General features: G+C 68.2%; 12 protein-coding genes. 7 read left to right on the forward strand and 5 right to left on the reverse strand.

Translation table 11 applies throughout. The annotated features are described in order from the left end of the window. Nucleotides 1-2 precede the first annotated feature (2 nt). Complete coding sequence (locus AC5Y7E_RS14680; RefSeq protein ID WP_499949590.1) at nucleotides 3-734, reverse strand: enoyl-CoA hydratase; 732 nt, start codon at nucleotides 732-734, stop codon at nucleotides 3-5. A gap of 27 nt (nucleotides 735-761) precedes the next feature. Between AC5Y7E_RS14680 and AC5Y7E_RS14685 the strand changes: the two genes are divergently transcribed. The 5 genes from AC5Y7E_RS14685 (at nucleotide 762) to AC5Y7E_RS14705 (ending at nucleotide 6334) form a co-directional block, all read left to right on the forward strand. Then, nucleotides 762-2252, forward strand: a complete 1491-nt coding sequence (locus tag AC5Y7E_RS14685; RefSeq protein WP_499949591.1) for a carboxyl transferase domain-containing protein — start codon at nucleotides 762-764, stop codon at nucleotides 2250-2252. A gap of 109 nt (nucleotides 2253-2361) precedes the next feature. Next, nucleotides 2362-3072: a two-component system response regulator PrrA gene (gene prrA, locus AC5Y7E_RS14690; RefSeq protein WP_007777113.1), complete on the forward strand. Its 711-nt coding sequence runs from the start codon at nucleotides 2362-2364 to the stop codon at nucleotides 3070-3072. A gap of 15 nt (nucleotides 3073-3087) precedes the next feature. Continuing rightward, nucleotides 3088-4425, forward strand: coding sequence for a sensor histidine kinase (locus AC5Y7E_RS14695; RefSeq protein WP_499918533.1), 1338 nt, complete (start codon nucleotides 3088-3090; stop codon nucleotides 4423-4425). 65 nt (nucleotides 4426-4490) lie between these two features. Next, nucleotides 4491-4754: a DUF2630 family protein gene (locus AC5Y7E_RS14700; RefSeq protein WP_067126442.1), complete on the forward strand. Its 264-nt coding sequence runs from the start codon at nucleotides 4491-4493 to the stop codon at nucleotides 4752-4754. Then, a complete protein-coding gene (locus tag AC5Y7E_RS14705) occupies nucleotides 4751-6334 on the forward strand; it encodes a phytoene desaturase family protein (protein WP_499949756.1) in 1584 nt (527 codons plus the stop codon). Before AC5Y7E_RS14700 ends, AC5Y7E_RS14705 begins: the two co-directional genes overlap by 4 nt. Nucleotides 6335-6355: 21 nt before the next feature. Here AC5Y7E_RS14705 and AC5Y7E_RS14710 read toward each other — a convergent pair whose 3' ends face one another. Continuing rightward, nucleotides 6356-7654 (reverse strand): citrate synthase, encoded by a 1299-nt coding sequence (locus tag AC5Y7E_RS14710; RefSeq protein ID WP_499918534.1) that lies wholly within the window; start codon nucleotides 7652-7654, stop codon nucleotides 6356-6358. Between the two features lie 134 nt (nucleotides 7655-7788). Then, nucleotides 7789-8418: a pyridoxamine 5'-phosphate oxidase gene (gene pdxH, locus AC5Y7E_RS14715; protein ID WP_499949757.1), complete on the reverse strand. Its 630-nt coding sequence runs from the start codon at nucleotides 8416-8418 to the stop codon at nucleotides 7789-7791. Nucleotides 8419-8535: 117 nt separating this feature from the next. On the opposite strand from pdxH, the gene AC5Y7E_RS14720 reads away from it, so the two are divergent. Continuing rightward, complete coding sequence (locus AC5Y7E_RS14720) at nucleotides 8536-9657, forward strand: citrate synthase 2 (protein ID WP_499918535.1); 1122 nt, start codon at nucleotides 8536-8538, stop codon at nucleotides 9655-9657. A gap of 130 nt (nucleotides 9658-9787) precedes the next feature. Continuing rightward, nucleotides 9788-10246, forward strand: a complete 459-nt coding sequence (locus tag AC5Y7E_RS14725) for a VOC family protein (protein WP_499918536.1) — start codon at nucleotides 9788-9790, stop codon at nucleotides 10244-10246. Here the strand turns inward: AC5Y7E_RS14725 and AC5Y7E_RS14730 are convergent. Beyond that, complete coding sequence (locus AC5Y7E_RS14730; RefSeq protein WP_499949593.1) at nucleotides 10243-11931, reverse strand: 4Fe-4S binding protein; 1689 nt, start codon at nucleotides 11929-11931, stop codon at nucleotides 10243-10245. The genes AC5Y7E_RS14725 and AC5Y7E_RS14730 overlap by 4 nt on opposite strands. A gap of 17 nt (nucleotides 11932-11948) precedes the next feature. Further along, nucleotides 11949-12974: an AurF N-oxygenase family protein gene (locus AC5Y7E_RS14735; protein WP_499949594.1), complete on the reverse strand. Its 1026-nt coding sequence runs from the start codon at nucleotides 12972-12974 to the stop codon at nucleotides 11949-11951. Nucleotides 12975-13097 lie beyond the last annotated feature (123 nt).

A 13097-nucleotide genomic window follows, 5' to 3' on the forward strand; every position in this document is an offset into this window, starting at 1 on the left:
CGTCAGGCCCCCTGGAACTTCGGCGGCCGCTTCTCGATCCGGGCGACCTGGGCCTCGACGACGTCTTGGCTGCCCCAGGCCTTGTCGAACAGTTCCTTGTGCACCGGCCCGGGCTCTTCGATGGCACCGTCGTCATTGAGCACCCGCTTGGCGTGCTGGATCGCCAGCGGTGCCAGACCGGCGATCTCGGCGGCCCAGGCCTGGGCGTCGGCGAGCGTCCCGATGCGGTTGGCCATCCCGGTCTGCAGCGCCACGTCGGCGGTCAGCTTTTCGGCCGTGAGCAGCATCGCCCGGGCCCGGCCGTGACCGACGAGCGACGATAGTCGCCGAATGCTCCAGTTATCCAGGGCCAGGCCGTATTTCGAGGTCGGGAACTGAAAGAACGCGTCGGGTGCGACGACCCGCAGATCGCATTGCATGGCCAGCTGCAGGCCGGCACCGATGGCCGGGCCGTTGATGGCCCCGATCACGGGGATCAGCGTGGCATCGAGCACCCTGTGCAGCTCGACGAGCCGGTCGGGGTAGTCGGCCGCGAAGGCGTCACCGCTCAGGTCCGCGCCGGCGCAGAACACCGTGCCCTGACCCGTCAGCACGATTGCGCGGGTGGAGCCGTCGCCGGCCTTCAGCACGGCCTCGCGCAGCTCTTCGACCAGCTGGGAGTTCAACGCGTTGCGGCGCTCGGGACGCTGCAGCTCGATCGTCATAACGGCCTCGGCCTGGGTAACACCGATCATGGCAGCCACCCTATATAGCCTCGTCTCGTGAGTCGTATCACGGCTGCTCAACTCCGCGATGCGGTGCTGGACGAGAATTCCTTCGTCCGCTGGGACGGTGAACCGCTCGACGTGCCGGTCGGCCCGTCCTACGCCCAGGAGCTCGCCGACGCCCGGGCCGCGACGGGCCTGGACGAATCGGTGCTCACCGGCGAGGGACGCGTCTTCGGCCGGCGGGTCGCGGTGGTGGTCTCCGAATTCGGCTTCCTGGGCGGGTCGATCGGGGTCGCCGCGGCCGAGCGGATCACCGCAGCGGTGCAGCGGGCGACGGCCGAGGGGTTGCCGCTGCTGGCCTCTCCGAGCTCCGGTGGCACCCGCATGCAGGAGGGCACGGTCGCGTTCCTGCAGATGGTGAAGATCGCCGCGGCGGTCCGGCTGCACAGGCAAGCGCACCTGCCCTACCTGGTCTATCTGCGCAATCCGACCACCGGCGGGGTGTTCGCGTCCTGGGGGTCGCTGGGCCATGTGACGGTCGCCGAACCGGGCGCGTTGATCGGCTTTCTCGGCCCGCGGGTGTATGAGCTCCTGTACGGCGAACCCTTTCCCGAGGGCGTGCAGACCGCGGAGAACCTGCAGCGGCACGGCGTGATCGATGGCGTCGTGCGGCTCGAGGAGCTGCGCCGCACGCTGGACCGTGCGATGACCGTGATCGTCGACGCTCCCGGGCCGCTGCCCGCGCCGGCGCCGGCCGAACCGACGCCCGACGTCGCGGCCTGGGACTCGGTGGTGGCGTCGCGACGGCCCGACCGGCCGGGGGTGGGCCTGTTGCTGCGGCACGGCGCCACCGATCGGGTGCTGCTGTCGGGGACCGGCCAGGGAGAGGCGGCGACCACGCTGCTGGCGCTGGCCCGGTTCGCCGGCCAGCCCGTGGTGGTGCTGGGCCAGCAGCGGCTGACGGGCGGCTTCGAAAAAGGTGGGGTGGGGCCCGCCTCGCTGCGCGAAGCCCGGCGCGGCATGGCGCTGGCTGCCGAGTTGCGCCTGCCGCTGGTGCTGGCGATCGATACCGCGGGGCCGGCGCTGTCGGCCGAAGCCGAACAGGGCGGGCTGGCCGGGCAGATCGCGCAATGCCTGGCCGAGTTGGTGACGCTGGAAACCCCGACGGTGTCGGTGCTGCTGGGCCAGGGTAGCGGCGGGCCCGCGCTGGCGATGGTGCCGGCCGATCGGGTGCTCGCCGCGTTGCACGGCTGGCTGGCCCCGCTTCCGCCGGAGGGCGCCAGCGCGATCGTGTTCCGCGACACCGAGCACGCTGCCGAACTTGCTGCGGCCCAAGGCATCCGGTCGGCCGATCTACTGAAGTCGGGAGTCGTCGACGCCGTCGTGCCGGAGTATCCCGACGCCGCCGACGAGCCGGTCGAGTTCGCGCGGCGATTGGCGCGGGCCATCGCCGCCGAGGTACATGCGCTGCGCGAGCTCCCCGCCGCCGAGCGGCTCGCCGCCCGGTTGCGGCGCTACCGCAACATCGGTTTGCCCGGCGCGTAGACCCGCGAGCAGACGCAAATGTCCCGTTTTCCTCGGCGTGTCGGGTGCTTTTGCGACTGCTCGGCCGCAAGGTCGCGCCTCCCACAGCCATAGTCGACAATCAGGCAAAATGGGCGGCATGGACACAGGCGCTAGCTCACCGCGGGTCTTGGTCGTCGACGACGATTCAGATGTGCTCGCGTCGCTCGAACGCGGTCTGCGGCTGTCCGGATTCGAGGTGTCGACCGCGGTCGACGGCGCCGAGGCGTTGCGCAGCGCCACCGAGACGCGCCCGGACGCGATCGTGCTCGACATCAACATGCCGGTGCTGGACGGCGTCAGCGTCGTCACGGCGCTGCGCGCCATGGACAACGACGTCCCGGTCTGCGTCCTGTCGGCGCGCAGCTCGGTCGACGATCGGGTGGCGGGCCTCGAGGCCGGAGCCGACGACTACCTGGTCAAACCCTTCGTGCTCGCCGAGCTGGTCGCGCGGGTCAAGGCGTTGCTGCGCCGCCGCGGCGCCACCGCCACGTCCTCGTCGGAAACCATCACGGTCGGGCCGCTAGAAGTCGACATCCCTGGACGGCGTGCCCGGGTCAACGGCGTCGACGTCGACCTGACCAAGCGGGAATTCGACCTGCTGGCGGTGCTGGCCGAACACAAGACTGCGGTGTTGTCCCGCGCGCAACTGCTCGAGCTGGTGTGGGGTTACGACTTCGCCGCCGACACCAACGTCGTCGACGTCTTCATCGGGTATCTGCGCCGCAAGCTGGAGGCGAACGGTGGTCCCCGGCTGCTGCACACCGTCCGCGGAGTGGGATTCGTACTGCGCATGCAGTAAGCAGGTCGACCGGCAATGAACTTTCTGTCCCGGATTGCGACCCGTACGCCATCGCTACGGGCGCGGGTCGCTGTCGCGACGGCCATCGGCACCGCCATCGTGGTGGTCATCGCGGGCGCCGTCGTGTGGTTCGGTATCACCAGCGCCTGGAAGGAACGACTCGATCGCCGCCTGGACGAGGCGGCGGGCTTCGCCATCCCCTTCCTGCCGCGTGGACTCGCCGACATCCCGCGCACCCCCAACGACCAGGACACCGTCATCACGGTCCGGCGCGAGGGTCAGGTCATGTCCAACTCGGACGTCACGCTGCCGCCGCTGGATGTCGGGTATGCCGACACGTACATCAACGGGGTGCGCTACCGGGTTCGCACCCTGGAGGTCCGCACGCCGCAGCCTGCGACGGTGGCGGTGGGTGCGACGTACGACGACACGATCGCCCAGACCAACAACCTGCATCGCCGGGTCATCCTGATCTGTGCGCTCTCCATCGGTGCGGCGGCGGTATTCGCTTGGCTCCTGGCGGCTTTCGCGGTACGACCGTTCAAACGCCTTGCCCAGCAAGCCCGTTCGATCGACGCCGACGAGCGCCCACAGGTAGCGGTGCGCGGCGCCAGCGAGGCCGTCGAGATCGCCGAAGCCATGCGCGGCATGCTGCAACGCATCTGGACCGAACAGGACCGGACCAAGGATGCGCTCGCGTCGGCCCGCGACTTCGCCGCCGTGTCCTCGCACGAACTGCGCACTCCGTTGACCGCGATGCGTACCAACCTCGAAGTGCTGTCCACCCTCGACATGCCCGACGAACAGCGCAAAGAGGTGCTGGGCGACGTCGTACGCACCCAGTCGCGGATCGAGGCCACCTTGACCGCCCTCGAACGGTTGGCCCAGGGCGAATTGTCGACGGCTGACGATCACGTGCCCGTCGACATCACCGAGCTGCTCGACCGCGCGGCCCATGACGCCACCCGGATTTATCCGGGGGTCGACGTTTCGCTCGTGCCGTCACCCACCTGCATCATCGTCGGGTTACCGGCCGGGTTGCGGCTCACCGTCGACAACGCGATCGCCAACGCCGTCAAGCATGGCGGCGCCACCAAGGTCCAGCTCTCGGCGGTCAGCTCGCGCGCCGGCGTCGAGATCGCCATCGACGACAACGGCAGCGGCGTGCCCGAGGACGAGCGCCAGGTGGTGTTCGATCGGTTTTCTCGTGGCTCGACGGCCTCCCATTCCGGGTCGGGCCTGGGGTTGGCACTGGTTGCCCAGCAGGCCCAGCTGCACCGGGGAACGGCGGCACTGGAGAGCAGCCCGTTGGGTGGGGCGCGGCTGGTGCTGCGGCTCCCGGGCCCCAGCTAGCGCTCCATCGCCGCCGCGGGTCGGCGGGGCCGTCCACTAGCTGGCGAGTCGGGCACACTGGAGTGATGGCCAACGGCAGTAAACCGACCGACAACGACACGCTGGCAGTGATTCGCGACCTGGTCGCCGAGGAGAAGGCGCTGCGGGCCCAGCTGCAGCGCGGGGACATCGACACGTCCGAAGAGCATGACCGCCTCCGGCGGGTCGAGGTGGAACTCGACCAGTGCTGGGACCTGCTGCGGCAGCGCCGGGCCCTACGTGAGACCGGCGGCGACCCTCGGGAGGCGGAGGTGCGCCCGCCCGACGAGGTCGAGGGCTACCTGAGCTGAGCGGCCACCCGAGCCAAGTCGACGCCGTCGTCATCGGAGGCGGCCACAACGGCCTCGTGGCGGCCGCCTACCTGGCCCGCGCGGGCCTGCGGGTTCGCCTGCTGGAACGGCTCGACCACACCGGCGGCGCGGCGGTCTCGGCGCACGCCTTCGATGGTGTCGGCGTTCGGGTATCGCGCTACTCCTACCTGGTCAGCCTGCTGCCCGCGCGGATCGTCCAGGATCTGGGCGCCGGCGTGCGGTTGGCCCGGCGGCCGTTTTCGTCCTACACACCCGATCCCGCGACCCGCGGCCGCAGCGGGCTGCTGATCGGGTCGGACGGTGACACCTTCGCCGGCATCGGGGCCGCGGGCGATGCGCGAGGGTTCGCCGACTTCTATCAACGCTGCCGGTTGGTCACCGAACGCCTGTGGCCGACATTGCTCGAGCCGCTGCGCACCCGCGAGGGCGTCCGCCGGCAGGTGATGCGAGGCGCCGATCGCCGCGCGGCGCGCGCGTGGCACGCGATGATCGAGGAGCCGATCGGACACGCGATCGCCGACGCGGTGCGCAACGACGTGGTGCGCGGGGTGATCGCGACCGACGCGCTGATCGGCACGTTCGCCCGCCTCGACGACCCTTCGCTGGCGCAGAACGTCTGCTTTCTGTATCACGTGCTCGGCGGCGGCACCGGCGACTGGGACGTCCCGATCGGCGGCATGGGCGCGGTCACCACGGCCCTGGCCGCGGCGGCAGAGGGCTATGGCGCCGAAATCACCACCGGCGCAGAGGTTTACGCCGTCGATCCCAGCGGCGAGGTGAGATATCGCACCGGCGACGAAGAGCATCGGATCCGGGCGCGGTTCGTTCTCGCCGGCGTCACACCGACAGTCCTGGCCGGGCTTGTCGGCGACCGACCGCCGCCCCCGCCCCAGGGCGCGCAGGTCAAGGTCAACATGGTGCTGCGCAGGCTGCCCCGGCTGCTCGACGAGAAGGTGAGACCCGAGCACGCTTTCGCCGGGACCTTCCACGTCAACGAAACCTGGACCCAGCTCGACGCCGCGTATTCGCAAGCGGCGACCGGGCACATCCCCAATCCGCTGCCCTGCGAGGCCTATTGCCACTCGCTGGCCGACCCGAGCATCCTCTCGGCCGGCCTGCGCGACTCGGGCGCGCATACGATGACGGTGTTCGGCTTGCATACGCCGCACTCGCTGTTCGACGGCACCTACTCCGGCGCCCTGCGCGACCGGCTGACCGACGCCGTACTGGCGTCATTGAATTCCGTTCTGGCCGAACCGGTTCAAGAGGTTCTGCTGAGCGACGCGCGCGGCCGGCCCTGCATCGAGACGACGACCACGCTGGACTTGCACCGCACCCTGAGGATGACGGCGGGCAACATCTTCCACGGCGGCCTGTCGTGGCCGTTCGCCGAAGACGACGACCCGCTGGACACCCCCGCGCGGCAATGGGGTGTGGCCACCGCGCACGAACGGATCATGCTGTGCGGCTCCGGCGCACGCCGGGGCGGGGCGGTGTCGGGCATCGGCGGCCACAACGCCGCGATGGCGGTGCTGGCCTCGCTCACATCGCGAATGTGATTGCCGCGCTTGCGGATCCGCTTACTTGCGCGCGTCGATGGTGACGTAGTCGCGCTCGGTGTAACCGGTGTAGATCTGGCGCGGCCGCCCGATCTTGCTGTCGCCCTCGTCGTGCATCTCGCGCCAGTGCGCGATCCACCCCGGCAGCCGCCCCAGCGCGAACAGGACGGTGAACATCCGGGTCGGGAAACCCAGCGCCCGGTAGATCAGGCCGGTGTAGAAGTCGACGTTCGGGTAGAGCTTGCGCTCGACGAAGTAATCGTCGGTGAGCGCCGCCTCTTCGAGCTCCTTGGCGATGCTCAGCAGGTCGTCGTCGCCGCCCAGCTTGGCCAGGATCTTGTCTGCCTGCTCCTTGACGATGCGCGCGCGGGGGTCGTAGTTCTTGTAGACCCGGTGACCGAAGCCCATCAGCTTCACGCCTTCTTCGCGGTTCTTGACCTTGCGCACGAATTCGCTGACGTCGTCGTCGCTTTGGCGGATCTTCTCGAGCATCTCGAGCACCGCCTGGTTGGCGCCGCCATGCAGCGGCCCCCACAACGCGTTGATGCCACCGGAGATGGAGGTGAACAGGTTGGCCTGCGACGACCCCACCAGCCGGACCGTCGAGGTCGAACAGTTCTGCTCGTGGTCGGCGTGCAGGATGAGCAGCATGTCCAGCGCCCGAACGATTTCGGGATCCGCCTGATAGGGCTCCGCGGGCAGGCCGAACGTCATCCGCAGGAAGTTCTCCACCAGCGACAGCGAGTTGTCCGGGTAAAGGAAGGGCTGGCCGACCGACTTCTTGTAGGCATAGGCCGCGATGGTCGGCAGCTTGGCGAGCAACCTGATCGTCGACAGCTCGACGTCCTCGCTGTCCATCGGGTCGAGCGAATCGGGGTAGTAGGCCGAGAGCGCGTTGACGGCACTGGACAACACCGGCATCGGGTGCGCGTTGCGCGGGAAGCCGTCGAAGAACCGCTTGAGATCCTCGTGCAGCATGGTGTGCAGCTGGATCTGCTTGGTGAAGTCGGCCAGCTGCTCCTTGCTGGGCAGCTCGCCATAAATCAAGAGGTAGCTCACCTCGATGAAGGTCGACTTCTCGGCGAGCTGCTCGATCGGGATGCCGCGGTAGCGCAGGATGCCCGCGTCGCCGTCGATGTAGGTGATGGAACTCTTGCACGCGGCGGTGTTGACGAAGCCGTTGTCGAACGTGGTGTAGCCGGTCTTGGACAACAGCGAGCCCAGCGCGATGCCGTCAGCACCCTCGGTGGCCTTGACGATCTGCAGGTCGGTGTCGCCGCCCGGGTACTTCAAAGTGGCGGTGTCGTCGGTGTCTGCCACGAGAACCCCTTTGCGCTCTGGCTGAATGGCTGCTGACTTGGTGCTTACTGCAAAAGTAGTCGTTATGAGGATAAGACGCCTGCCCGGGGTCGAGTCTGCTGGTCACGCAGGCAATCGATTCCCGTACGACGCGGTCAGGGCTGCAGGCGCTCCACCCGGTCGCCGATGATGCGGATGCGGTTGTGCAATCGGTTTTCCCGGCCCTGCCAGAACTCAACCAGCTCCGGGGCAATGAGATAGCCACCCCAGCCCGGCGGGACCGGGACGTGCTCGCGGTCGGCGAAGCGGGCGGTCACCTCGCTCAGCTGGTCGAGCAGGGCCGCCCGTGAGGCGATCGGCTGCGATTGGTGCGACGCCCAGGCGCCCAGCTGCGACCCGCGCGGCCGCTTGGACCAGTAGTCCTCGGTGACGTGCGCGCTGACCTTGCTCACCGGCCCGCGGATGTGGACCTGACGGCCGAGCTGGTACCAGGGAAAGGTCGCCGAGGCGTACCCGGTGGCCGCGAGATCGTCGCCCTTGGCCGAGTCATAGTTGGTGAAGAAAGTGATTCCGGTCTCGTCCACGCTCTTGCACAACACCGACCGGCTGGCCGGCCTGCCGTCGGCGCTGACGGTCGCCAGCACGAAGGCGTTGGGTTCGGCGACACCCGACCGCTCGGCGTCGTCGATCCATTTGCGCAACAACGAAACCCAGCCGTCATCGAGCCAATCCGCGTCGAGATCTGGACTGCCGTCTTTTTCCACCGACCCGTACTCCACACGCATTCTTTGCAGGTGCTCTTTTCCTGGTTCGGGGTCTGGTCCTGCCATCGGGTCCACGCTACCGGCGCTTGCTACCGGCCGGTAGCGTCGGGCCGATCAGGGGGTGCGAGAATTTTCGGTATGACTGTGGTCCCCGAAGACTTCGTCCCCGGCCTCGAGGGCGTGGTCGCCTTCACCACCGAAATCGCCGAACCGGATAAAGACGGCGGTGCGCTGCGCTATCGCGGTGTCGACATCGAAGACCTGGTGACCCAGCAGGTCACGTTCGGCGACGTGTGGGCGCTGCTGGTCGACGGCAAGTTCGGCCGCGGCCTGCCGCCCGCCGAGCCTTTCCCGCTGCCCATCCACACCGGCGACGTCCGCGTCGACGTGCAGGCGGGCCTGGCGATGCTCGCCCCGATCTGGGGGTACAAGCCGCTGCTGGACACCGAAGAGACCGTCGCCCGCGACCAGCTCGCCCGGGCGTCGGTGATGGCGCTGTCCTACGTCGCGCAGTCGGCGCGCGGCATCTACCAGCCCGCCGTCCCGCAGCGGATCATCGACGAATGCGACACGGTCACCGCCCGTTTCATGACGCGGTGGCAGGGTGAGCCGGACCCGCGGCACGTCGAAGCGATTGACGCCTACTGGGTCTCGGCCGCCGAGCACGGCATGAACGCCTCGACGTTCACCGCACGGGTGATCGCCTCGACCGGCGCCGACGTTGCGGCCGCGTTGTCCGGTGCGATCGGCGCGATGAGTGGCCCGCTGCACGGCGGGGCGCCGGCGCGGGTGCTGCCGATGCTCGAGGAGGTCGAGCGCACCGGCGACGCGCGGGGCCTGGTGAAGAAGATCCTGGACAGCGGCGACAAGCTGATGGGCTTCGGGCACCGGGTCTACCGCGCGGAGGACCCGCGGGCCCGGGTGCTGCGCGCTACCGCCGAACGGCTGGGCGCGCCACGCCACGAGGTGGCCGTCGCGCTGGAGCAGGCCGCCCTCGCGGAGCTGCGCGAACGCCGTCCGGACCGGGCGATCGAGACCAACGTCGAGTTCTGGGCCGCGGTGATGCTGGACTTCGCCCGAGTACCGGCCAGCATGATGCCGGCGATGTTCACCTGCGGCCGGACCGCGGGGTGGTGCGCCCACATCCTCGAGCAGAAGCGGCTGGGCAAGCTGGTCCGGCCGTCGGCCATCTACGTGGGCCCCGGCCCGCGCAGCCCGGAGACCGTCGAGGGCTGGGACCGCAGTCTCACCAACGCCTGAGCCGCTCGATTGTCGGTACCCGGCGATCTAATGGTTGTCGTCGCGATGAGTTTCCATCGCCGACGCAGTCATAAATCGTGGGCCTGCCCGTCCCCCGGGCAGGAACGGGAACCGAACAAGGAGAACCAGCATGGCGATCAACATCGAACCGGCACTGTCCCCGCACCTGGTGGTCGACGATGCCGCCGCGGCAATCGACTTCTACGTCAAGGCTTTTGGGGCGGAGGAAATAGGGCGCGTGCCGCGCCCCGACGGCAAACTGGTGCACGCCGCGGTGCGTATCAACGGCTTCACGGTGATGCTCAACGACGACTTCCCCGAAATGTGTGGGGGCAAATCGATGACGCCGACGTCGCTGGGCGGCACCCCCGTCACGATCCACCTCGAGGTCACCGACGTCGACGCCAGCTTCCAGCGCGCGCTTGACGCGGGCGCAACCGTGGTGACCCCGCTGGACGACCAGTTCTGGGGCGATCGCTACGGCATGGTGGCCGACCCGTTCGGCCACCACTGGTCACTGGGCCAGCCGGTCCGCGAGGTCAGCATGGACGAGATCTCGGCGGCGATGGCCGGGCAGGCAGCGAACTAGCCGAGCAGGCGATCCAGCAGCCGGCGCCGCGGTGGCGGCGCCGGTTCTGCGGTGGCCGCCGCCGCGAGCATGGCGGAAACGTCGGTGAACTTGTTGCGGGGCCGGCCCTCAGCGCTGCCGCGCGCGATCTCGGCGGCGTCGATGGCGCGCCACCCCGCCGCGTCGATGGCCTCGGGCTGACGGGAGTGCACCAGGGCGGCCAGCGCCTCGGGCTTGCCGACCGGATCGGTCAGCTTGCCTGCATTGAAGTCGGCCACCAGGGACTGGACGGTCTCGAACGAGCAGGACTTGTTGGTACCGATGAACCCACTGGGCCCCCGCTTGATCCAGCCCGCGACGTAGGCGCCGGGCACCGGTTCACCGGATCCGGGTTCGACGACGCGGCCGCCGTCGTTCGGCACCACGGCCGACGATTCGTCATAGGGAAGATCGCGAATCGGCTTGCCGCGGTAGCCAATCGACGTCAGCACCAGGCCCGTGTCCAGCACGCGCGTCTCGTCGGTGCCGGTGACCGAGAACTCGATACCGGTCGCGCGTTGCTCCCCCAGCACGCGGTTCGGGGTGAGCCGATAGGCCAGCCTGATCCTCGGACGCGATGACGGCGTCGAATCGTCGCCGAGCGTGCTCAAGATTTCCAGCTTGCGCTTGGTCAACGCGTCCGAAGCGGTCGCGAGATCGGCCGCCACCAGCTGATGGTCGGCCGCGCTGAGCACCACCTCGGAGCTGCCGGTGAGCCCGATCAGCTCGGGCAGCGTGAACGCCGACTGCGCGGGGCCACGCCGGGCTGCGATCACCACCTCGCGCACCGCCGAACCCCGGAAGGCTGCCAGCGCGTGGTCGGCGATGTCGGTGCGGGCCAGGTCGTCGGGATCCGCCGTCAACACCCGGGCAACATCGAGCGCGACGTTGCCGTTGCCGACGATCACCACCCGCTCGTGGCTGAGATCGACTGGCAGGTGGGCGAAGTCGGGATGCCCATTGATCCACGCGACCAGTTCGGTTGCGGTACCGGTACCGGGCAGGTCCATGCCCTCGATATCCAGCCGGCGGTCATCGGGTGCGCCGACGGCGTACAGCACCGCGTGGTGGTGAGCCAGCAGGTCCGCATGACTCAGCTGCTTGCCAACCTCGACGTTGAGATAGAACCGAAACCGGCGATCACCGGCGACCCTGTCGAAAAGACGGGTGACCCTCTTGGTGTTCTGATGATCGGGCGCCACCCCTGCCCGCACCAATCCATAAGGCGTAGGCAGCTTTTCGAAGACGTTGACGCAGACGCGCTGCTGGGTCAGCAGTTCGTCGGCGGCATACATCGCCGCGGGCCCCGATCCGACGATGGCCACGGTCAGCGGCCTCCGGCGGGCGTGCACCTCGGCGGCCGGGATCACCGGGGCCAGCTTCGACGTCGGCGGCAGCTTCTCGTCCTTCGGCCGATCCGGATAGAAGGAGGCGTTGATCTCGATGAAAGGCAGCTGCTTGGAGTCCAGCCGGGTGTCGGGTGCGATCGCGCCGACGGGGCATGCGCTGACACACGCGCCGCAGTCCACGCACGCCACCGGATCGATGTAGAGCATTTCCGATGTGGCGAAGCCCGGCTCATCTGGTGACGGGTGAATGCAATTCACCGGGCACGCGAAGACGCAGGACCCGTCGTTACAGCACGACTGGGTAATAACGTGCGGCATAAAGGATCTCGCAGTTATTAGGCGGCCGGGACCGCGGCCAGGTGCTGGCGCTGCGGCTCGCTGCGGTAACGCGAAGGCTTGCCGTTGATCTTGCACAACCGCCACATCAACCGGGCCGAGCGCGTCTCCATCAGGCCGGTGTCATAAGCCAGCATCCGCACATCACCGAACATGTCGCTGAGCCACTTACGCGATTCCGGCGAGCGGAAGAACAGTTCCTTGCGCACCTCACGCGGGATGTCGAACTCGCGCCAGAATGCCTTGGGGGGCACCACGATTGCGCGGCACAGCACCTTCATGGTCAGCGGCAGGTACAGCGCGGTCCAGAACCGCTGTCTCTTGGTCAATTCCGGAACCCGCTTGCGCAGGAACTCGTGGGCGAACGAGATGTGGCGAGCCTCTTCGGCCACGTGGATGGCCATCACCCGCTCCATGATGGGATGCAGCGACTTGCCTTCGCGCAGAACATTTTTCTGAGTGTGGTCAATGGGCTCCTCGCCGGCGAGTACGCCGATGAAGAATGCCACCGGCAGCGGGCCGGCCACCAGCGGAACCAACGGCGAGAGCCACTTGAGGATCCGCGGCATGCCAGGCACGTCGGCGCCGATGCGGTTGACCATCTCCTGGAACATCATGGTGTGGTTGCACTCTTCAACCGACTCGTGCAGGCAGTACCGGTACTCCGGCGACCCGTTGGGCACCCAGAACGTGTAGTTCATCAGCCCGCGGATCAGGATTGATTCGAAGTGCAGTCCGACCTTGGCCACGTTGGCCTGGCGCCACATCCCGATCTTGATCTTGCGTTCGTCCGACTGCGCCAGATACCACGGGTGCCGGCCCAGCGGGTCGGTCGTCGGCAGAATCCACCGCGGGTCGTTCTCCGTGACGGCGAATTCTGGCGAATCCCAGTCGATGTCGGTGTACGGGTTGAAGTTGCGCCGCACCGACCCCTCGGACAGTGTGGCAAGCATGTTGACGTATTCGGCGTCGTCGCGCACTTCCATGTTGCTGCGCCAACGCCGGACCATTCGCGTCCTAGCCATATCCAGGCCTCCCCAACGAGGTTTACATTTGGACGTGCTGTGTCCAGACAGTACCGCAGGTACCGGATATTCTCCAGACCCCCTCGGGCAGTGTGATCTGACCGGTGGTCATGGATTTTTTAT

The sequence above is a fragment of the Mycobacterium sp. NGS17 genome (assembly GCF_059813205.1).